At 57.1% G+C, this 20,084-nt stretch carries 18 protein-coding genes and 1 tRNA gene; 8 read left to right on the top strand and 11 right to left on the bottom strand.

From position 1 onward, the window contains the following. Nucleotides 1-11: 11 nt before the first annotated feature. From rutF to rutA, 6 genes are read right to left on the bottom strand one after another with little or no spacing between them, the layout of a single operon-like run. A complete protein-coding gene (rutF, locus tag AC22LX_RS22820; RefSeq protein WP_045396975.1) occupies nucleotides 12-506 on the bottom strand; it encodes an NADH-dependent FMN reductase RutF in 495 nt (164 codons plus the stop codon). Between the two features lie 10 nt (nucleotides 507-516). After that, entirely contained in the window at nucleotides 517-1,107 is a 591-nt protein-coding gene (locus AC22LX_RS22815) for a malonic semialdehyde reductase (RefSeq protein WP_045396972.1), read from the bottom strand. After that, entirely contained in the window at nucleotides 1,104-1,907 is an 804-nt protein-coding gene (gene rutD / locus AC22LX_RS22810) for a pyrimidine utilization protein D (protein WP_487334229.1), read from the bottom strand. Before rutD ends, AC22LX_RS22815 begins: the two co-directional genes overlap by 4 nt. Next, entirely contained in the window at nucleotides 1,904-2,296 is a 393-nt protein-coding gene (gene rutC, locus AC22LX_RS22805) for a pyrimidine utilization protein C (RefSeq protein ID WP_045396967.1), read from the bottom strand. The genes rutD and rutC overlap by 4 nt, the downstream gene beginning before the upstream one ends. Beyond that, complete coding sequence (gene rutB, locus AC22LX_RS22800; protein ID WP_045396964.1) at nucleotides 2,289-2,999, bottom strand: pyrimidine utilization protein B; 711 nt, start codon at nucleotides 2,997-2,999, stop codon at nucleotides 2,289-2,291. Before rutB ends, rutC begins: the two co-directional genes overlap by 8 nt. Continuing rightward, nucleotides 2,999-4,090, bottom strand: coding sequence for a pyrimidine utilization protein A (gene rutA, locus AC22LX_RS22795; protein ID WP_045396962.1), 1,092 nt, complete (start codon nucleotides 4,088-4,090; stop codon nucleotides 2,999-3,001). The genes rutB and rutA overlap by 1 nt, the downstream gene beginning before the upstream one ends. 284 nt (nucleotides 4,091-4,374) lie before the next feature. Between rutA and rutR the strand changes: the two genes are divergently transcribed. Continuing rightward, complete coding sequence (rutR, locus tag AC22LX_RS22790; protein ID WP_045396960.1) at nucleotides 4,375-5,013, top strand: HTH-type transcriptional regulator RutR; 639 nt, start codon at nucleotides 4,375-4,377, stop codon at nucleotides 5,011-5,013. Here rutR and AC22LX_RS22785 read toward each other — a convergent pair. Further along, the gene (locus AC22LX_RS22785) at nucleotides 5,010-5,405 is read right to left on the bottom strand and encodes a lysozyme inhibitor LprI family protein (protein ID WP_045396958.1); all 396 of its coding nucleotides are present in this window, start codon (nucleotides 5,403-5,405) and stop codon (nucleotides 5,010-5,012) included. The genes rutR and AC22LX_RS22785 overlap by 4 nt on opposite strands. A gap of 167 nt (nucleotides 5,406-5,572) precedes the next feature. Next, nucleotides 5,573-9,535, bottom strand: coding sequence for a trifunctional transcriptional regulator/proline dehydrogenase/L-glutamate gamma-semialdehyde dehydrogenase (gene putA / locus AC22LX_RS22780; protein ID WP_047050552.1), 3,963 nt, complete (start codon nucleotides 9,533-9,535; stop codon nucleotides 5,573-5,575). 422 nt (nucleotides 9,536-9,957) lie between these two features. Here putA and putP point away from each other — a divergent pair, with 422 nt between their 5' ends. After that, a complete protein-coding gene (putP, locus tag AC22LX_RS22775; RefSeq protein WP_047050551.1) occupies nucleotides 9,958-11,466 on the top strand; it encodes a sodium/proline symporter PutP in 1,509 nt (502 codons plus the stop codon). A gap of 96 nt (nucleotides 11,467-11,562) precedes the next feature. Here the strand turns inward: putP and AC22LX_RS22770 are convergent, their stop codons facing one another. Next, complete coding sequence (locus tag AC22LX_RS22770; protein WP_074165786.1) at nucleotides 11,563-12,651, bottom strand: AI-2E family transporter; 1,089 nt, start codon at nucleotides 12,649-12,651, stop codon at nucleotides 11,563-11,565. Nucleotides 12,652-12,892: 241 nt separating this feature from the next. Between AC22LX_RS22770 and AC22LX_RS22765 the strand changes: the two genes are divergently transcribed. Beyond that, nucleotides 12,893-13,327 carry a DUF3574 domain-containing protein gene (locus AC22LX_RS22765; protein WP_045396952.1) on the top strand — a complete coding sequence of 145 codons (435 nt, stop codon included), beginning with the start codon at nucleotides 12,893-12,895 and terminating at the stop codon, nucleotides 13,325-13,327. A gap of 33 nt (nucleotides 13,328-13,360) precedes the next feature. Here AC22LX_RS22765 and AC22LX_RS22760 read toward each other — a convergent pair whose 3' ends face one another. Beyond that, nucleotides 13,361-14,545: a NupC/NupG family nucleoside CNT transporter gene (locus AC22LX_RS22760; protein ID WP_213292635.1), complete on the bottom strand. Its 1,185-nt coding sequence runs from the start codon at nucleotides 14,543-14,545 to the stop codon at nucleotides 13,361-13,363. Between the two features lie 274 nt (nucleotides 14,546-14,819). Here AC22LX_RS22760 and efeU point away from each other — a divergent pair, with 274 nt between their 5' ends. The 5 genes from efeU (at nucleotide 14,820) to AC22LX_RS22735 (ending at nucleotide 19,793) form a co-directional block, all read left to right on the top strand. After that, entirely contained in the window at nucleotides 14,820-15,650 is an 831-nt protein-coding gene (gene efeU, locus AC22LX_RS22755; protein WP_047043553.1) for an iron uptake transporter permease EfeU, read from the top strand. A 53-nt stretch (nucleotides 15,651-15,703) separates the two neighbouring features. Continuing rightward, nucleotides 15,704-16,831 carry an iron uptake system protein EfeO gene (efeO, locus tag AC22LX_RS22750; RefSeq protein WP_047050548.1) on the top strand — a complete coding sequence of 376 codons (1,128 nt, stop codon included), beginning with the start codon at nucleotides 15,704-15,706 and terminating at the stop codon, nucleotides 16,829-16,831. Between the two features lie 4 nt (nucleotides 16,832-16,835). Next, entirely contained in the window at nucleotides 16,836-18,119 is a 1,284-nt protein-coding gene (efeB, locus tag AC22LX_RS22745) for an iron uptake transporter deferrochelatase/peroxidase subunit (RefSeq protein ID WP_047050546.1), read from the top strand. A gap of 510 nt (nucleotides 18,120-18,629) precedes the next feature. Then, nucleotides 18,630-19,418: a phosphate starvation-inducible protein PhoH gene (gene phoH / locus AC22LX_RS22740; RefSeq protein WP_045396936.1), complete on the top strand. Its 789-nt coding sequence runs from the start codon at nucleotides 18,630-18,632 to the stop codon at nucleotides 19,416-19,418. 6 nt (nucleotides 19,419-19,424) lie between these two features. Beyond that, nucleotides 19,425-19,793, top strand: coding sequence for a hypothetical protein (locus AC22LX_RS22735; RefSeq protein WP_487334228.1), 369 nt, complete (start codon nucleotides 19,425-19,427; stop codon nucleotides 19,791-19,793). A gap of 174 nt (nucleotides 19,794-19,967) precedes the next feature. Here AC22LX_RS22735 and AC22LX_RS22730 read toward each other — a convergent pair. Beyond that, nucleotides 19,968-20,055, bottom strand: a tRNA-Ser gene (locus AC22LX_RS22730). Nucleotides 20,056-20,084: the final 29 nt, after the last annotated feature.

Here is a 20,084-nt window from a genome sequence, read left to right as displayed (position 1 = left end):
CGGGTGAGAGGTTAACAAACGGGTCGCATAAGCGTGTGGTAGCCGCGGTCAAACCACATCAGACCGCGCGGTTCCGGCTGGCGGCTGATAGCCACGACCTGGCAAAACAGAATGTCATGGGTGCCGACCTGCAGCCGCTGGTCGATGCGGCAGTCGAAACTGACCAGCGCCTCTTTCAGCCGCGGGCAGCCGGTCGCGCCGGTTTGCCAGACGGCGGCGGCGAAACGTTCCGCCATCGGGGTTTTACCGCCAAAGATAGTCGATAATTCCTCCTGCCCTGCCGCGAGGGTATTGACGCAAAGGGTCTGATGCTCGCTGAATATCGGCCAGACCGAGGCCGAACGGTTGAGGCACACCAGCAGCGTCGGCGGGGTATCCGTTACGCTGCAGACCGCGCTGGCGGTAAAACCGGCGCGCCCGGCAGGTCCTTCGGTGGTGATAATGTTCACCGCCGCGCCGACGTGGGCCATGGCGTCGCGAAAACTGTGTCGATCAGCTAGGTTCATTATCGTCTCCTTATGCCAGCAGGCAGGCTTCATCAAAGGTCAGGCGCGGCAGTCGGTCGTACAGTTTGCCGGGGTCGCCATAGCCAATATTCACCAGCAGATTGCTTTTCCAGCCGCTGTCGGCGAAAAACGCCGCATCGACTTTCTCGCGCTCGAACCCCGACATCGGGCCGGTGTCGAGGCCCAGCGAGCGGCAGGCGAAAATCAGATACGCCGCCTGCAGCGAGCTGTTGCGAAAGGCGGTTTCCTCAGCCAGCTGCGGGCTGGAAGTAAACCAGCTCCGGGCGTCGCCGTGGGGAAACAGCGCGGGCAGGCGGTCGTAAAACGCGCTATCCCAGGCCACGATGGCGGTGACTGGCGCCTGCATGGTTTTTTCCACATTGCCGCTGGAGAGCGTTGGGCGGAGTTTCGCTTTGCCCTCGGCGCTGCGCACAAAAACGATTCGCGCCGGTGAACAGTTGGCCGAGGTCGGCCCCATTTTCATCAGGTCGTAAATTGCCCGCAGTTGCTGGTCACTAACCGCGTGATCCCGCCAGCCATTGTAGGTCCGGGCACGGGTGAATAGGGTTTCGCAAGCCTTTTGGCTTAATGCTTCGCTCATATATTCTCCTCGGCGACCGGCAGCAGGGTCGTCAGGCCGTCGCGTAAAATAGGGTTAAAAGTGTCGCTGTCGGTAACGTTGCAGGCATGGCCGCCCCAGGCCATTTCCACGAGTCGGCTACCGGGTATCGCCGCCTGCAGCATTCGCGAGCAGGAGGCGGGGACCAGCAGGTCGTCGGCGGCGCTGATGATGAGCGTCGGGCAGGCGATAGCCGCCGCGCGGCGCGAAAAATCCGCCTGTTTCAGGGCCTGCAGCCGTTTCAATAGATTCTCCTTGCCCTGGAAATGGCTAATGGCCAACGCGTCTTCCGCTTCGAGACGCGGCAGGCGGGCCGCCATCCACTCTGCCGGATAGAGAAACAGCGGTTGAGCCTCGACCCACGCCTGAACGCCGCCGGCATGCAGCAGGCGTTCGCGGACCTGAAAGCAGCGGCGGGTATGCGGCGACAGCGTCAGCCAGCCGTTGACCAGCACCAGGGTGCTGACCGCGCGTGGATAGTCGAGCGCCAGCTGCAGGCCAATCAGCGCCCCCAGCGCGTGGCCCACCAGCGCGAAGCGCATGATGCCTGCCGCCTGCAGGGCGAGGAAAAGCTCCTGCGCCATCGTCGCCATACTGTAATTTTCCGCCAACGGGCCGCGATTCTCCCCGGTACCGTTATGGTCATAGAGCACCAGTTGATAATGCTTTTCCAGCGCCGCCCGCTGCGCCAGCCAGTACGCGCCAGCGCCGCCAAGCCCGGCGCTCAGCACCACCACCGGCGCGCCGGGCCACGGCGGCGGGGCAATATTGAGCCTCATCATGTTGGAGTACCGATATGGGCGACGCTGGCAATTTCCACCAGCGCATCGGGTTTCACCAGCCCGCACTGAATACAGAAACGCGCCGGTTTATCACCGGGGAAAAACTCGGCGTAGACCTCGTTAATCGCGGCGTAATTTTGCCAGTCGGTAATAAAGATACTGTTGAAGGTCACATCCGCCATACTGCCCCCCGCCGTTTCGATAACGCATTTGATGGTCTCCAGCACGTGACGGGTTTGCGCCTTTGGGTCGCCGGGGTAGAGCACATCGTTTTGCTTATCAAACGGCAGAGTGCCGGAGACATACACCACCCCGTCGGCGAGCGTCCCAGGAACAAAGGGGGCAATCGGCGTAGCGGTGCCGGGGGGAATAATCACCTGTTTAGGCATAGCGTTTCTCCTCGCAAAAAGCGAGCGGGGCGGCGGGTTCTATGGCGCGACAGAAGCTGCCGACATCGCTGACCCAGCCGAAAAAGGTTTCAATGTTGAACAACGCCGCCTGTTGGGCGAAGGCGGGACCTGCTTGATGGGTGGCATCCTCCAGCACCACGCCGAAGTATTCGAGGAAGAAGCCATCGCGCAGCGTCGATTCGACGCAGACGTTGGTGGCGATGCCGGTGAACACCAGGTGGCGAATACCGCGGCTGCGTAAAATGCTGTCGAGCGGGGTATTGAAAAAGCCGCTGTAACGGGGTTTCGGCAGGATGATATCGCCCTCGCGGGGGCGCAATTCGTCAACCAGTTGATAATCCCAACCGCCTTTTGCCAGCAGCTTGCCCTGCAGTTCCGGGCGTTGGCGCATGGTCTTCAGCGCGTTGGATTTATGGTAATTCGGCGAGCCAGGGCCGCCGGCTTCCACATACTGTTCGTCCCAGCCATTCTGGAACCAGATAATTAACATGCCGGCGGCGCGGGCGGCGGCCACCGCGAGATTAATATTATCGATAACCGGCCGGGTGGCGGAGACGTCAAAACCGGCGAGATCCAGATATCCGCCCTGGCTTGCATAGGCGTTTTGCATATCGACCACGATCAGCGCGCTGTGCTGGGGCGCGAAGGTCAGCGATTCCGGGCGAGCGGGAAGGGTAATCATCAGGCCACCTCGCGGGTAATGGGAGCAATATGGTCACGGCAGCGCATCAGCGGCTGAATACGTTCGCCGAAGGCGTCAATGCCCTGCAGGAAATCATCGAAGGTCAGCAGTACGCCGTCGGTACCGGGGACCGCCGCCACCTCATCGAGCATACGGGCGACGTTGGCATAAGAGCCGACGAGGGTGCCCATATTGATGTTGACCGCGGAGGTGGGGTCGGCCATCTGGCGGACGTTGGTATCGCTGCCGGAGCGGGTATCTTTCTGGCTCTGTTCGGTTAGCCAAGCCAGCGCCTCTTCATCCGCGCCGGCCTTGTAGTGTTCCCATTTAGCGCGGGCCGCTTCGTCAGTTTCGTCGGCGATCACCATAAACAGCACGTAGGAGCCAACGTCGCGGCCGGTTTTTTCCGCCGCCTGCATCATCCGTGCGGCGGTGGGCGCGAAGGCGGCGGGGGTATTAACCCCTTTGCCAAAGCAAAAGTTGTAGTCGGCGTGTTGGGCGGAGAACGCCATGCCGGCGTCGCTTTGCCCGGCGCAGATAACCTTCATCGGCTGCGAGGGCCGCGGGCTGACCCGGCAGTCGTTCATGGTGAAGTAATCACCTTTAAAATCGCTGCGCCCGGTGCCCCACAGGTCGCGCAGAACCGTAACGTATTCAGTCAGGTAGTCATAGCGACTGGCGAAGTATTCATCGCCGGGCCAGATCCCCATCTGGTCATATTCCGGTTTTTGCCAGCCGGTCACCAGATTCACGCCAAAACGTCCGCCGGAGATAGAGTCGATAGTGGACGCCATGCGGGCGACGATGGCCGGAGGGAGCGTCAGCGTCGCGGCGGTGGCATAAATCTCTATCTTCGACGTCACCGCCGCCAGACCGGCCATCAGGGTGAACGATTCCAGGTTATGATCCCAGAATTCCGTTTTTCCTCCAAAGCCGCGCAGTTTGATCATGGAGAGCGCGAAGTCGAAATGGTAGCGCTCGGCCTTCTGCACAATCGCCTTATTCAGTTCGAAGGACGGCATATACTGCGGCGCATGCGTGGAAATTAACCAGCCGTTATTACCAATGGGAACGAAAACACCGATTTTCATAACTACCTCTCTGTCGTCATGGAAGATGAAATCGCGCGGTGCGGCATCCTGCCTCTCCCCGAACCACCTCGCAGTGGAAATAAAGCAAAGGTAATGCCAGTTTTAAAAAAGGTTTTGTTATTAATGTGTTGTGTAATGGTTGCCGGATTTGATGATGAAAATGTGGACCGAATGGTCAAAATCAGTGCACGAAAAAACGGCAGTCATGCGCGATCGGAGTGCGCAGGGTCGTGTCGGCGAGGGGCTTTTGCTATGCTGAAGATGACTACTGAAGGAGAAGACGTATGGCACAGGGCGCCGTGAAAAAAACCGGCAAGCGTTCACAGGCGGTGAGCGCCAAAAAAGAGGCCATTCTGGCCGCTGCGCTGGAGACCTTCTCGCAGTTCGGCATTCACGGTACGCGGCTGGAGCAGGTCGCTGAACTGGCCGGGGTATCGAAAACCAATTTACTCTATTACTACCCGTCAAAAGAGGCGCTGTACGTTGCCGTGCTGCAGCGGATCCTCGCCATCTGGCTGGCGCCGCTGCGGGCATTTCGCGAAGATATCAGCCCGCTGGTGGCGATCCGCGAGTATATTCGCCTCAAGCTTGAAGTATCGCGCGATCATCCTCAGGCCTCCAGACTGTTCTGTCTGGAGATGCTACAGGGGGCGCCGCTGCTCATGGGCGAACTGACCGGCGATCTGAAGGCGTTGATAGATGAAAAGTCGGCGATAATCTCGTCATGGATTGATAGCGGCAAGCTGGCGGCGGTCGATCCGCAGCACCTTATCTTTATGATCTGGGCGACGACGCAGCATTACGCCGATTTCGCCACTCAGGTGGAGGCGGTAACCGGCGCAACGCTGCAGGATGAGCAGTTTTTCCAGCAAACCGTGGATAACGTGCAGCGGATGATTATCGAAGGGATCCGCGTACGTTAATTAGCTGGCGGCAGCGGGCAGTTTTGGTCGCCGTCTTCGCACTGAAGCAGCGAGGCGAGGAAGGCTTCGCGCTCGACGCTCTTATCGGTCATGCACTGGCTTATCAGCATCGGTTGCATACTGCCGCCTTCCGCGCCGGAAGCGAGAAACGCGCAGTCGGCGTCACGCAGGGAAATCCAAGCCTGCTGGGCTTTTTTCAGCAATTCAAGCTGTTTGCCGGAGGCGCGTTTCAGCGCCTGCTCCCAGGTCTCATTCAGCTTTTTATCGGCCGCCTGATATTGTGCGGCGGCGCACTGGTTCATTTCGGTTTGCGTGTTGGCGTTGCTGCAGTCATCCGCCCACGCCGCGCCGCTGGCTAATAGGGCAGCCACGGCAATTAAAGTGCGTTTCATCGTTCTACTCCCATAAAAAAAAGCTCCCGTCCGGGAGCCTTAATTAAGCACAGCTAACGTCGGCTGTCATTAGTTGAACACGCCGTAGATGTCCCGGATGGCGGCCGGGCTACCCTTTGGCGGGGTTATGTAGCCCCGGTAAGCGTAGCGCCACCGGGGAGCCCGTTTTAGCCGATGGTCATCAGGCTGGCGTTACCGCCTGCCGCGGCGGTGTTGACGCTCAATGAACGCTCGATATACAGGCGCTCCAGCAGCAGATTGGTTTCGCCGCGCGCAAAGCCCTGCACCGATACAATTGCCCCGTCGCGCGCCGCCACCTGCTCACACAGCTCGCGCAGCTGATCGGAATCACCATGATAAATGACCGCGTCGAAGGCCTGACTGGTCAACTGATCCGCTTTCGCAAAATGAATCCGCTCGCTGACCTCACGCGGCAGTTTCTTCGCCAGTTCGCGCTGCAGGGCGCTATCCGGCCACAGCACTTCACAACCAACCGCCATCGCCGCCGCCAGCTGAATCAGCGCGTCCTGCTCGTTATCCGCCACGCACAATACGCGCTCGCGCGGCATCAGCGTCAGAGTATTGCGCTCGCCGGTTGGCCCTGGCAGCAGGCGTTGGGTGCCGCTTTGCGCCAGCTCGCTGTATTGCTGACACAGCGCCTGCAGTTCAGGACGGCCAGCCGCCCACTGCTGCAGCGCCTGCAGCGGTTTTTCCAGCAGCGTTTTCAACTGGGCGTCCAGCGGACGCTCCGCATCCTGGCGGGCGAAAGTGACGCCGACCGCGCCCTGCGGGCGACTGGACAGCAGACGATACAGGTACAGCGGGCCGCCGGCTTTCGGGCCGGTGCCCGATAACCCTTCGCCGCCGAACGGCTGTACGCCGACCACCGCGCCAACCATATTGCGGTTGACGTACAGGTTACCGACTTTCGCGCTGCCGGTGACCTGCGCAATGGTCTCGTCGATACGGGTATGCACGCCGAGGGTCAAGCCGTAGCCGGAGGCGTTAATCTGCTCAACCAGCTTATCCAGTTCGTTACGGTTATAGCGCACCACGTGCAGAACCGGGCCGAAGACCTCTTTTTTCAGTTCGTCGAAGCTCTCGAGTTCGATAAGCGTCGGCGCCACGAAAGTACCATGATTCCACTCGCGGGCATCTTCGCTATTTTCACGTACCGCCTGGAAGACATTGCGGCCTTTCGCGCGCAGCGCCTGAATATGGCGTTCGATATTCTCTTTGGCTTCCGCGTCGATTACCGGGCCGATATCGGTGGTCAGGCGACCCGGATTACCCATCCGGCATTCGCTCATCGCGCCGCGCAGCATGGTTAACGTATGGTCGGCGACTTCTTCCTGCAGGCAAAGCACGCGCAGGGCGGAACAGCGCTGGCCGGCGCTGTCGAAAGCCGAGGCCAGTACGTCGATCACCACCTGCTCGGTGAGCGCCGACGAGTCGACGATCATCGCGTTCATGCCGCCGGTTTCCGCGATAAGCGGTGTCGGACGGCCCTGCGCATCAAGGCGGTTAGCGATGTTGCGCTGCAGCAGCGTCGCTACTTCGGTCGAACCGGTAAACATTACGCCGCGAACGCGTTCGTCTGAGGTTAGCGCGGCGCCGACGGTTTCCCCGCGGCCCGGCAGCAGTTGAATCACGCCCGGCGGTACGCCGGCTTCCAGCAGAATCGCTACGCCTTGCGCGGCGATAAGCGGCGTCTGTTCGGCCGGTTTGGCCAGCACGCTGTTGCCTGCCGCCAACGCCGCGGCAATCTGGCCGGTGAAGATCGCCAGCGGGAAGTTCCACGGGCTGATACAGACGACCGGGCCTAACGGGCGGTGGGTTTCATTATCGAAATCGTCACGCACCTGACCGGCATAATAGTGCAGGAAGTCGACGGCTTCGCGCACTTCAGCAATGGCGTTGCTGAAGGTTTTGCCAGCCTCGCGTACCAGGATCCCCATCAGGGTCGGCATCTGGCTTTCCATCAGTACGGCGGCGCGCTCAAGAATGGCGGCGCGTTCCTGCGGCGGGGTGGCGAACCAGATTGGCGCGTTATTGATAGCGCTGGTCAGCGCCTGCTGCACTTCGGCATCGCTGGCTTCGCGGACGTAGCCGACGATATCTTTCGGCTCCGCCGGGTTAATGACCGGCTGCATCTCGCCTTCGGCCACCGGCTGCTCCAGCATCGGTAGCGCCTGCCATTTATGCAGCGCGCTGTTAAGCAGCGAAGAGGAGAGGGAGGCCAGTCGGTGTTCGTTAGCCAGATCCAGACCGGCGGAGTTGCTGCGGCCGTTACCGTAGAGATCGCGCGGCAGCGGAATTTTCGGATGCGGCAGGCCGGCCTGGCCTTCCTGCTGCGCCAGTTTTTCGACCGCGCTGACCGGATCGGCCACCAGTTCGTCCAGCGGCAGGGTATTATCCGCGATACGGTTAACGAAGGAGGTATTGGCGCCGTTTTCCAACAAACGACGCACCAGATACGCCAGCAGCGTTTCATGGGTACCGACCGGCGCGTAGATACGACACGGACGGTTTAGTTTGCCGTCGGCGACTTTGCCCACGACCTGCTCATACAGCGGTTCGCCCATGCCGTGCAGGCACTGGAACTCGTACTGGCCAGGATAGTAGTTTTGCCCCGCCAACTGGTAGATAGCCGCCAGCGTATGGGCGTTATGGGTGGCAAACTGCGGATAAATCAGGTTCGGTACCGCCAGCAGCTTCTTGGCGCAGGCGAGATAAGAAACGTCGGTGTAGACCTTACGGGTATAAACCGGATAGCCTTCGAGGCCTTCCATCTGCGCGCGTTTGATTTCGCTATCCCAATAGGCGCCTTTCACCAGGCGGATCATCAGGCGACGACGGCTGCGGGTCGCCATGTCGATCAGCGAATCAATCACAAACGGGCAGCGTTTCTGGTAGGCCTGAATAACAAAGCCGATTCCGTTCCAGCCGGCCAGCTCCGGTTCGAAGCACAGTTTTTCCAGCAGATCGAGGGAGATCTCCAGACGATCGGCCTCTTCGGCGTCGATGTTAATACCGATGTCGTACTGGCGCGCCAGCAGCGTCAGCGATTTAAGGCGCGGATAGAGCTCTTCCATGACCCGATCATACTGCGCGCGGCTGTAGCGCGGGTGCAGCGCGGAAAGTTTAATCGAGATCCCCGGCCCTTCATAAATGCCGCGGCCGTTAGAGGCTTTGCCGATGGCGTGGATCGCCTGCTGATAAGAGACCATATAGGCCTGCGCATCGGCGGCGGTCAGCGCGGCTTCGCCGAGCATATCGTAGGAGTAACGGAACCCTTTCTCTTCCAGCTTGCGGGCGTTGGCCAGCGCTTCGGCGATGGTTTCGCCAGTGACGAACTGCTCGCCCATCAGGCGCATCGCCATATCCACGCCTTTGCGGATCAGCGGTTCGCCGCTCTTGCCAATAATGCGGTTCAGCGAGCGGGAGAGGCTGGTCTCATTATGCGTCGACACCAGTTTCCCGGTAAACAACAGCCCCCAGGTGGCGGCGTTAACGAACAGCGACGGGCTGCGGCCGATATGCGATTGCCAGTTGCCGTTGCTGATTTTGTCGCGGATTAGCGCATCGCGGGTGGCTTTATCCGGAATGCGCAGCAGCGCTTCGGCCAGGCACATCAGCGCCACGCCTTCCTGCGAGGAAAGCGAGAACTCCTGCAGCAGGCTCTGCACCATGCCGGCGCGGCCGCTGGCGGTTTTCTGGTTGCGTAGCTTTTCCGCCAGCTGGTAGGCCAGCTTGTGCGCCTGTTCGCCTAACGGCTGCGGCAGACGGGCCTGCTCCAGCAACATCGGTACCGCATCGGTTTCCGGGCGTCGCCAGGCGGCGGTGATCGCCGCGCGGCTGACCGATTGCGGCAGAATTTGTTCGGCGAACTCCAGGAACGGCTGATACGGCTCGTCCGCCGGAGCGCCTGCTTCATCGCTTTCATTGGCGGCGCCGGAAAGGAGCGCCGGCAGTTCCGGTAGCGTCTCGTCGTTTTCCAGCTTTTCCAGATAGTTGAAGATGGCTTGCTTAATCAGCCAGTGCGGCGTGCGGTCAATACGGCTCGCGGCGGACTTAATGCGTTCGCGCGTGGCGTCGTCAAGTTTTACACCCATGGTGGTGGTGCCCATTGCGGGAACTCCTGTTAGCTATGTAATGCCCTTTTATTGGTTGCGTAGAAATATCACCCATGTTGCAACTTTGTGCAACCTTGTTAATTGTGACCTGGCTAGCAAGCTGAGAAATGAATGAATTGTTAATAGCCTTGATAAGATTTTCCAATAAATAGCCTCATTCAAATAACGTATTTATCTGCGTTGCTTAACAGTTTTTTCAGGTGCAACCCGTAAAAACGTGAGGGAGTGCAACCTATAGAAAATTGCTATTTTTCCTGAGACAACTTTCGTGTAAATGCTGTGTTAAATCGTTTGTGAAATACCGACGCATCCGTCAGGATACGCTCGCCCAATACAACCAATACGCCATTACCCCGTTCCGGTAGTGGATAAAACGACAAAGTTGGACGTTGTCGAAATAAATTCTGGAGATTTGCATGGCTATTAGCACACCCATGTTGGTGACGTTTATTGTTTATATTTTTGGCATGGTACTGATAGGTTTTATTGCCTGGCGCTCAACCAAGAACTTTGACGATTATATTCTCGGCGGCCGCAGTCTTGGCCCATTTGTGACCGCGCTCTCTGCCGGTGCATCAGATATGAGCGGCTGGCTGCTGATGGGGTTACCGGGGGCGATTTTTCTCTCCGGGATTTCCGAAAGCTGGATCGCCATCGGCCTGACCCTGGGGGCGTGGATTAACTGGAAACTGGTGGCCGGGCGCCTGCGCGTGCATACCGAAGTCAACAACAACGCCCTGACGCTGCCGGACTATTTTACCGGACGCTTCGAAGATAAAAGCCGTGTGCTGCGTATTATCTCCGCGCTGGTTATCTTACTGTTCTTCACTATTTATTGTGCTTCCGGGATTGTTGCCGGCGCGCGTCTGTTCGAAAGCACCTTCGGTATGAGCTATGAAACCGCGCTGTGGGCCGGTGCCGCCGCGACAATCATCTATACCTTCGTGGGCGGTTTCCTGGCGGTAAGCTGGACCGATACCGTGCAGGCCAGCCTGATGATCTTCGCGCTGATTTTAACGCCGGTGATGGTGATTATCTCGGTCGGCGGTTTCGGCGATTCGCTGGAAGTGATTAAGCAAAAAAGCATCGAAAATATCGACATGCTCAAGGGACTGAACTTCGTGGCGATTATTTCGCTGATGGGTTGGGGTCTCGGTTATTTCGGCCAGCCGCATATTCTGGCGCGCTTTATGGCGGCGGATTCTCACCACAGCATTGTTCATGCGCGTCGTATTAGTATGACCTGGATGATCCTCTGTCTGGCGGGCGCGGTATCGGTCGGTTTCTTCGGTATCGCCTACTTTAATAACAACCCGAGCCTGGCGGGCGCGGTTAATCAGAACGCCGAACGGGTATTTATCGAACTGGCGCAAATCCTGTTTAACCCGTGGATTGCCGGGATCCTGCTGTCGGCCATTCTGGCGGCGGTCATGTCGACCCTGAGCTGCCAGCTGCTGGTCTGCTCCAGCGCGATTACCGAAGATCTGTATAAAGCCTTCCTGCGTAAAAACGCCGGTCAGAAAGAGTTGGTCTGGATCGGCCGCTTCATGGTGCTGGTGGTAGCGCTGATTGCGATTGCGCTGGCCGCTAACCCGGAAAACCGCGTACTGGGTCTGGTCAGCTACGCATGGGCAGGATTCGGCGCCGCATTTGGCCCGGTGGTGCTGTTCTCGGTGATGTGGTCGCGTATGACTCGTAACGGCGCGCTGGCCGGGATGATTATTGGCGCGGTTACGGTTATCGTCTGGAAACAGTTCGGCTGGCTGGGACTGTATGAAATCATCCCTGGTTTCCTGTTCGGCAGTATCGGGATTGTGGTCTTCAGCCTGCTTGGCAAAGCGCCATCGGCGGCCATGCAGCAGCGTTTTGCCGAAGCGGACGCGCATTACCATTCTGCGCCGCCGGTAGGCGCTACCGCTGAATAAAAGTAGCGAGCACCAGAAACCGCAACGGCTCCCATCAGGGAGCCGTTTTTTTTGCCGCCTGTACGGCCCGGCGGAGAGCTGCTGGCGGTCAGGCGGTTACTTCGCCGCGCCTTCGTTTACCCAGTTCATGAAGATCAGATATCCGATGGAGAGCAGAGTGGCGCCAATAAACATCCCGAGAATGCCATCGGTGGCCATGCCGCCCAACGCGCCGAGCAGAACGATCGGCATCGGCGCGTCTACGCCGCGGCCCAGCATAAGCGGTTTGAGGACGTTATCGACCATCCCGGCGACAATCAGCAGGACGGTAAACACAATATTAACCGCGGTGCCGTGGTCGCCGGTCATCCACATAATGGCAATCGCCGGGGCGGTGACCAGTATCACCGGGATTTGCGCGATACCGAGCACCAGCGCCAGCACGAAGAAGATACCGGCGGCCGGGATCCCCGCCAATGCAATGATAATTCCCGTCAGCAAGGCCTGAATCAGCGCCACGCCGATCACCCCCTGCGCGACGGCGCGAATGGTGCCGGTGCACAGGCGGCTCAGGGCAACACCTTTAGTTTCATCGGTGATACGGATGGCGATACGTTTAGCGCTGTTGGCGCCTGCCGCGCCCCAGGTCATGATGGCGCCAGCGACAATAAAGGAGAGGACAAAGCCCAGCAGCCCGCCGCCCATACTTGCCAGCACGCCGAGCACCAGTTTCGCCGCCTCGCCAATTTGCGTGTGATAACTGCTCAGTACCGCCGGCAGGTCCGCCGAGGCCTTCAGCCAGAACGCATACAGCTTACCGCCGACGAGTGGAATAGAGGCGACGTTGGCCGATGGCGGCGGCAGCGTCAGATCGCTGCCGCTGACCTTATCAATCAGGCTACCGGCGCTTTCGCCAAGCGAGGTCACCATGAAAATGGTCGGGATGACGATAATCAGCAGGCCGAATAATACCAATATAGTTGATGCCAGCCCCTGTCGCCCGCCGATACGTCGCGCGATGTGTTGATGTAAAGGGTAGAGGGTGACGGCCAGGATCAGCGCCCATAGCATCATGTTCAGGAACGGCGAGAAGACGGTAAAGCAGAAGGAGGCCAGCGCCAGTATCAAGCCGAACTTAATAAACATATCGAGAAAGCGGGTGACAATTCTTTTCTCAATATTAGCTAACTCATTATTTTCTATCATGAATTATTCCAGTTGTTATTTTACGCGGCCGCCAGGCCAGTTAAAAACGCTCAACTATAGAGAAGTCTTTGAAATAAAAAACGCAGGAAATAATTTAAAAAAGAATTTCGCCCAGGCTGTGTTTATCAGTGTAGAACAAAAGAAAATACGCCGTATCGCCAGAGAGTAATGTTCGCGCTGCTCTTGCTAATTCACTGAAAATACGCTGATATCTGGGTACAAAAAACAATGAGGATAGCAAATGAAATTACCCCAAACCGCCGCGGCGCTGATCGTTGCCGCACTGTTGACAGGATGCGTGGCGCCATCCGAGAAAAGCGCCGCGCGCGTTGATAATAACGTCTGCCCGGCGGACAACGCGATGGTGCAAACCACCCTTTATTTCGGCCTTAGCCGGCCAGCGGGGAAAGATATTACCGCCCAGGAGTGGCAGCAGTTTGTCGACCGCGATGTGACGCCGCGTTTTCGCGATGGCCTGACGGTTTTTGATGCCCGCGGCCAGTGGTTAGGTAACAATGGCACAGTGGCCCGCGAGTCCAGTAAGGCGCTGATGCTGATTCACAGCAATGATGCGAAAAGTGAGCAGGGGATTGAAGCGCTGCGTAATACGTATAAGACGCGATTCGCCCAGGAGTCCGTTATGCGCGTTGATCAGCCGGTGTGCGTACATTTCTGACGAACAGGGCGGGGAGAGCCCCCGCCCGACGAGTTACAGCACCAGCCCGGCAAAACTGGCGGACAGCAGGCTAACCAGCGTCGCGCCATAGACCAGACGCAGGCCGAAGCGGGAAACGGTGTTGCCCTGTTGCTCGTTAAGCCCTTTAATCGCCCCGGCAATGATGCCAATGGAGGCGAAGTTGGCGAACGAGACGAGAAACACGGAAAGGATCCCTAGCCCGCGCGGCGTCATGCTGGCGGCAATTTTCTGCAGCTCGATCATCGCCACGAATTCGTTAGCGACCAGCTTGGTGGCCATAATACTCCCGGCATTTAGCGCGTCGCTTAATGGAATACCCACCAGCCACGCCAGCGGATAAAACACGTAACCGAGAATTTGCTGGAAGCTTAGGCCGAAAATGGTCGCAAATAACGCATTAACGGCGCTAATCAGGGCGATAAAACCGATTAGCATCGCCAGAATAATCATCGCCACCTTAAAGCCCGCCAGGATATATTCGCCCAGCATTTCAAAGAAACTCTGCGATTCATGCATCTTTTCAAGCTTTATTTCAGCTTCGCTGCCGGGGCGCGTAGGGTTAATAATCGACAGCACAATAAAGGTGCTGAACATATTAAGAATCAACGCCGCCACCACGTATTTCGCATCAAGCATGGTCATATAGGCGCCGACGATCGACAGCGATACCGTTGACATGGCGGTCGCCGCCATCGTGAACAGGCGACGCGGAGAGAGGTCCCCGAGTACGCCTTTGTAAGCAATAAAGTTTTCCGACTGGCCGAGGATCAGCGAGCTGACGGCATTGAATGATTCCAGCTTGCCCATGCCGTTCACCTTCGACAGCAGGGTGCCGATCAGACGAATAAAGATCGGCAGAATACGCCAGTGTTGCAGAATACCTATCAGCGCGGAAATAAAGACGATTGGACACAGTACGCCGAGGAAAATAAAGGCCAGCCCTTTTTCACCCATCCCGCCAAATACGAAGTTGGTCCCTTCAGCGGCGAACCCGAGTAACGAGGCAAAAAAGCCTGAAATATTTTTCACTACCCATAACCCGCTTTCGGCGTGAAGGAAAAAGAAAGCCAGGGTGATTTCAATAATAATTAACTGCAGAATGTAGCGAATGCGGATTTTTTGACGGTCATAGCTGGCAAGCCAGGCGAGGGCGAGAATAACCGCCAGCGCCAGCAGGAAATGCAAAATTTGAGTCATGTTATTTATTTCGCAGATAAATCAGGACCGCCATTTAGCCACAGCGCTACGGTCCGGTAAATATGCGACATAAAAAATCATGCTATTTGCCATTTTAATGCTTAGCTGGTGAGATATTTTCGTAAGTGACTATTTTGTAGCGATTAATTTACAACTTGTCATCATTCCCTGAACATTTCGCTTGTGTTTCTCATTGTTGTAATGATAATCACTATCATAAATATTTACCTATCTTTGCATCCGTTGACTGCGGTTCACATTTAAGGGTTTCGGCATGTTTGTTCCATTTCTCATCATGTTACGCGAAGGGCTGGAAGCCGCGCTGATTGTCAGCCTGATTGCCAGCTATTTAAAACGAACCCAGCGCGGCAGCTGGATCGGCGTCATGTGGATTGGCGTATTCCTCGCGGCGGCGCTCTGTCTCGGGTTGGGGATTTTTATCAACGAGACCACCGGAGAATTTCCGCAGCGCGAGCAGGAACTGTTTGAAGGCATCGTGGCGGTGATAGCGGTATTTATCCTCACCTGGATGGTGTTCTGGATGCGTAAAGTGTCGCGCAACGTCAAACAACAGCTGGAGCAGGCGGTGGATAACGCGCTACAGCGCGGGAATAACCACGGCTGGGCGCTGGTGATGATGGTGTTTTTTGCGGTTGCCCGCGAAGGCCTGGAGTCGGTTTTTTTCCTGCTGGCGGCATTCCAGCAGGATGTGGGCATCTGGCCGCCGCTGGGGGCGATGCTCGGGCTGGCGACGGCGGTAGTATTAGGTTTCCTGCTTTACTGGGGCGGTATCCGTCTTAATCTCGGCGTGTTCTTCAAATGGACCAGTCTGTTTATCCTGCTGGTGGCGGCTGGTCTGGCCGCCGGGGCGATTCGCGCCTTCCACGAGGCGGGATTGTGGAATTACTTCCAGAATGTCGCCTTTGACCTTAGCAACGTGGTATCGACGCATACGCTGTTCGGCACGCTGCTGGAAGGCATCTTTGGTTATCAGGAGACGCCCACCGTCAGTGAAGTGGCGGTTTATCTCCTCTATTTGATCCCGGCGCTGGTGTGCTTTGCCTTGCCGCCGGGCAGCAAAACGACAGCATCGCGAGCCGCGTAATTCAGGCGCCGCTGATTAATATAGTTACAACATACTTTTCGAAAGGGATGGTCATGATGATTCATTTTCGCCGTACTGCGCTGCAGTTAACCGTCGCCGCGCTGTTCAGTTCCGCCTTTTACGCTCAGGCTGCGGATATTCCGCAGGTCAAAGTTACCGTCAACGATAAGCAGTGCGAACCTATGCAGGTAACGGTGAAGGCGGGTAAAACCCAGTTCATCATCCAGAACCACAGCCAGAAAGCGCTGGAGTGGGAGATCCTGAAAGGGGTAATGGTGGTCGAGGAGCGGGAAAACATCGCGCCAGGATTCACGCAAAAATTGACGGCTAACCTGCAGCCGGGCGAATACGATATGACCTGTGGCCTGCTGACTAACCCGAAAGGTAAGCTGATTGTCACCGGTGAAACCAGCAAAGATGCGGCGAAAGCCGATGCGGTGCTGAGTCTTGGCGAGGCGATTACTGCCTATAAAGCCTACGTCACCGCGGAGACAGCGCAGCTGGTTAGCGGTACTAAAGCCTTTACCGATGCGGTAAAAGCCGGTGATATCGAGAAAGCGAAGGCGCTGTATGCCCCGACCCGGCAGCACTACGAGCGCATCGAACCGATTGCCGAACTGTTCTCCGACCTCGACGGCAGCATTGACGCCCGTGAAGATGATTTCGAGAAAAAAGCCGAAGACCCGAAATTTACCGGCTTCCACCGTCTGGAAAAAGCGCTGTTTGGCGATAACAGCGTGAAGGGAATGGAAAACTATGCCGAACAGTTGAACAGCGATGTGCTGGAACTGCAAAAACGCATTAGCGAGCTGGCCTTCCCGCCGTCGAAAGTGGTAGGCGGCGCGGCGGGGCTGATTGAAGAAGTGGCGGCCAGCAAAATTAGCGGCGAAGAAGATCGTTACAGCCATACCGACCTGTGGGACTTCCAGGCCAATATCGACGGCGCACAGAAAATCGTCGACCTGCTGCGCCCGCAGCTGCAAAAGGATAATAGCGCGCTGCTGGCCAAAGTTGACGCCAACTTCAAAAAAGTTGATGCCATCCTTGCTAAATACCGTACGAAAGACGGTTTCGAGACCTATGACAAGCTCACCACCGCTGACCGTAATGCGCTGAAAGGGCCGATCACGACGCTGGCAGAAGATCTGGCTCAACTGCGCGGAATTTTGGGCCTGGATTAATTCGATGACACAACAGAAACCACGCGACGTGAATGAACCGTCACGTCGCCGCTTACTGAAGGGGATCGGCGCGCTTGGCGGCGCGCTGGCCATCAGCGGCGGTTGCCCGATGGCGCAGGCGGCGAAAGCGGAAAGCTCCCCCGGCACGCTCGCTCCGGATGCGCGTCAGGAAAAACAGCCATTTTATGGCCCGCATCAGGCGGGCATCCTGACGCCGCAGCAGGCCTCGATGATGCTGGTGGCGTTTGATGTACTGGCGGCGGATAAAGCTGACCTCGAACGCCTGTTCCGCTTGCTGACCCAGCGGATCGCCTTTTTAACCGCAGGCGGTCCGGCGCCGGATACCCCGAATCCCCGATTGCCGCCGATGGATTCCGGGATTTTAGGGCCGTGGATTGCGCCGGATAACCTGACTATCACCGTCTCGGTCGGCCATTCGCTGTTCGATGAGCGCTTTGGATTAGCGGATAAAGCGCCAAAAAAACTGCAGGCAATGACGCGTTTCCCGAATGATTCGCTGGATGCCGCACTGTGCCATGGCGATTTACTACTGCAGATTTGCGCCAATACCCAGGATACGGTCATTCACGCGCTACGTGACATTATCAAACACACGCCCGATCTACTGAGCGTGCGCTGGAAGCGGGAAGGGTTTATCTCTGATAGCGCGGCCCGTAGCAAAGGCAAAGAGACGCCAATTAACCTGCTGGGCTTTAAAGACGGTACCGCTAATCCGTCGAGCCAGGATAAAGCGCTAATGGATAACGTGGTGTGGGTGACTGCCGACCAGGGCGAACCGGCCTGGGCGATCGGCGGTAGTTATCAGGCTGCGCGTATCATTCAGTTCCACGTTGAGTTCTGGGATCGTACGCCGCTGAAAGAGCAGCAGACGATTTTTGGCCGCGATAAACATTCTGGCGCGCCGTTGGGGATGAAGCATGAACATGATGTTCCGGACTACAGTCGCGATCCGAACGGTGAAGTGATTGCCCTTGATAGCCATATTCGTCTTGCGAACCCGCGTACGCCGGAAACGCAGTCCAGCCTGATGATGCGCCGCGGTTACAGCTATTCGTTAGGCGTCACCAACTCAGGGCAACTGGATATGGGGTTATTGTTTGTCTGCTATCAGCACGATCTGGAAAAGGGATTCCTGACGGTGCAGAAACGGCTGAACGGCGAGGCCCTGGAGGAGTACGTTAAACCGATTGGCGGCGGATACTTCTTTGTGTTGCCCGGCGTGATGAATGACCAGCATTATCTTGGACAATCGCTGTTACAAGCCTGATAGGCGTCCTGCCGGCTAAGGCAGGGCGTTTTCTGCTGTTTTTCTCGGATTCAATATATTTCCTGCCATGTGTTATATTTCTGTAATACAAATGACGGATAGTTTTCTACAATGATTTTAGAAATCATTGTTGCGTCAATGTAAAAAATAAGTTGCATTAAGAATAATTTTTGATGTACTTATTACATACGCGGTAGTTCCCGGCAGTGATGTCGCTCACTATGGAGATCGCGAATGGTAAGGTCCTGTAGCGGACAACGTAAAACCACATACCGTACTTTCCAGCACGGGGGCCCAGCTTCCGGCAGCGATTTTCACTCTGTAACCCCAATTTCTTCCACTACTAATCAGGCTAACTCTGGCAGGGTACGCGGTGCGCGTAGCCGCGACTCGTTGTCCATTCAACCGGCAAGCAATGGCTTACAAGGAAGCCAAACCTCAATCGTTCGTGCGCATAATCGCGTTGCTCTTGACGCGCGTGATGTAAACCAACAACGCAAGGTGCTATCCATGGGAAGACAAAAAGCAGTGATCAAAGCTCGTCGTGAGGCAAAACGTGTGCTGAGACGGGATTCGCGTAGCCATAAACAACGTGAAGAAGAATCGGTCACATCGCTTGTGCAAATGAGTGGCGTAGAAGCAATCGGCATGGCGCGGGATAGCCGCGATCTTTCACCGATTGAGGCGCGTAATGAAGCTCAGGCGCATTATTTGAATGCCATCGACAATAAACAGCTGATTTTCGCCACCGGCGAAGCCGGGTGCGGGAAGACCTGGATCAGCGCGGCTAAAGCAGCTGAAGCCCTGATCCATAAGGATGTGGACAGAATTATTGTTACCCGTCCCGTTCTGCAGGCCGACGAAGATCTCGGCTTCTTACCGGGAGATATCGCCGAAAAATTCGCTCCCTATTTCCGACCGGTATATGACGTGCTGGTGAAGAGGTTGGGCGCTTCCTTTATGCAATATTGCCTGCGCCCGGAAATCGGCAAGGTAGAAATCGCGCCGTTCGCCTATATGCGCGGACGCACCTTTGAAAACGCGGTGGTGATTCTGGACGAGGCCCAGAACGTGACCGCGGCGCAAATGAAGATGTTTTTAACCCGCCTCGGGGAGAACGTCACGGTGATCGTCAACGGCGATATTACCCAGTGTGATTTGCCCTCTGGCGTAAAATCGGGTCTGAGCGATGCGTTGTCGCGTTTTGAAGAAGACGAGATGATTGGCATTGTGCGCTTTACTACCGATGACTGCGTGCGTTCAACGCTTTGCCAGCGAACGTTGAAAGCCTATTACTAAACGCTAGTGAGTGTGCAAAGCCCGGGATGTCCCGGGCTTTGTTGTTTTTGCAGCATTTTCCCGCGGCACTGTGCCTGGACGGGCTACTGGTGGTGCGGCCTGTGGGGTTTCCCGGCGGCGCTACGCCTGGACGGGCTACTGGTGGTGCGGCTGTGGGGTTTCCCGGCGGCGCTGCGCCTGGACGGGCTACTGATGGTGGGGCCTGTGGGATTCCCGGCGGCGCTGCGCTTGGCCGGGCTACTGGTTGGTGGTGCGGCCTGTGGGATGGGTAGCCCGGGCGAGGCATTTATGCCGACCCCGGGAAGGGCGGCGGTGCCACATGCGAAAAAAGAGCCCGTACTTTCGTACGAGCTCTCATCTCGAATATGGCGGTGAGGGGGGGATTGACTCGCTTTGCTCGCCCCTGCGGGGCAGCCCGCTTACTGCGTTCGCGGTCTGTCCAACTGGCTGCGCCAGTTGTCGAACCCCGGTCGGGGGTTCTCGTCCCCCCCCAACGGAGAATATAAAAGAAAAGAGCCCGTACTTTCGTACGAGCTCTCATCTCGAATATGGCGGTGAGGGGGGGATTCGAACCCCCGATACGTTGCCGTATACACACTTTCCAGGCGTGCTCCTTCAGCCACTCGGACACCTCACCATATTGTCTTGCTGCTCACCTTGGGTGGG

The sequence above is a fragment of the Klebsiella sp. PK01 genome (genome assembly GCF_057624675.1).
This window is presented reverse-complemented; position numbering and strand designations above follow the sequence as displayed.

Bases quoted from the DNA above. Each gene is read 5' to 3' on its own strand.
- rutF (WP_045396975.1), bottom strand. From the start codon at position 506: ATGAACCTAGCTGATCGACACAGTTTTCGCGACGCCATGGCCCACGTC.
- AC22LX_RS22815 (WP_045396972.1), bottom strand. From the start codon at position 1,107: ATGAGCGAAGCATTAAGCCAAAAGGCTTGCGAAACCCTATTCACCCGT.
- rutD (WP_487334229.1), bottom strand. From the start codon at position 1,907: ATGATGAGGCTCAATATTGCCCCGCCGCCGTGGCCCGGCGCGCCGGTG.
- rutC (WP_045396967.1), bottom strand. From the start codon at position 2,296: ATGCCTAAACAGGTGATTATTCCCCCCGGCACCGCTACGCCGATTGCC.
- rutB (WP_045396964.1), bottom strand. From the start codon at position 2,999: ATGATTACCCTTCCCGCTCGCCCGGAATCGCTGACCTTCGCGCCCCAG.
- rutA (WP_045396962.1), bottom strand. From the start codon at position 4,090: ATGAAAATCGGTGTTTTCGTTCCCATTGGTAATAACGGCTGGTTAATT.
- rutR (WP_045396960.1), top strand. From the start codon at position 4,375: ATGGCACAGGGCGCCGTGAAAAAAACCGGCAAGCGTTCACAGGCGGTG.
- AC22LX_RS22785 (WP_045396958.1), bottom strand. From the start codon at position 5,405: ATGAAACGCACTTTAATTGCCGTGGCTGCCCTATTAGCCAGCGGCGCG.
- putA (WP_047050552.1), bottom strand. From the start codon at position 9,535: ATGGGCACCACCACCATGGGTGTAAAACTTGACGACGCCACGCGCGAA.
- putP (WP_047050551.1), top strand. From the start codon at position 9,958: ATGGCTATTAGCACACCCATGTTGGTGACGTTTATTGTTTATATTTTT.
- AC22LX_RS22770 (WP_074165786.1), bottom strand. From the start codon at position 12,651: ATGATAGAAAATAATGAGTTAGCTAATATTGAGAAAAGAATTGTCACC.
- AC22LX_RS22765 (WP_045396952.1), top strand. From the start codon at position 12,893: ATGAAATTACCCCAAACCGCCGCGGCGCTGATCGTTGCCGCACTGTTG.
- AC22LX_RS22760 (WP_213292635.1), bottom strand. From the start codon at position 14,545: ATGACTCAAATTTTGCATTTCCTGCTGGCGCTGGCGGTTATTCTCGCC.
- efeU (WP_047043553.1), top strand. From the start codon at position 14,820: ATGTTTGTTCCATTTCTCATCATGTTACGCGAAGGGCTGGAAGCCGCG.
- efeO (WP_047050548.1), top strand. From the start codon at position 15,704: ATGATGATTCATTTTCGCCGTACTGCGCTGCAGTTAACCGTCGCCGCG.
- efeB (WP_047050546.1), top strand. From the start codon at position 16,836: ATGACACAACAGAAACCACGCGACGTGAATGAACCGTCACGTCGCCGC.
- phoH (WP_045396936.1), top strand. From the start codon at position 18,630: ATGGGAAGACAAAAAGCAGTGATCAAAGCTCGTCGTGAGGCAAAACGT.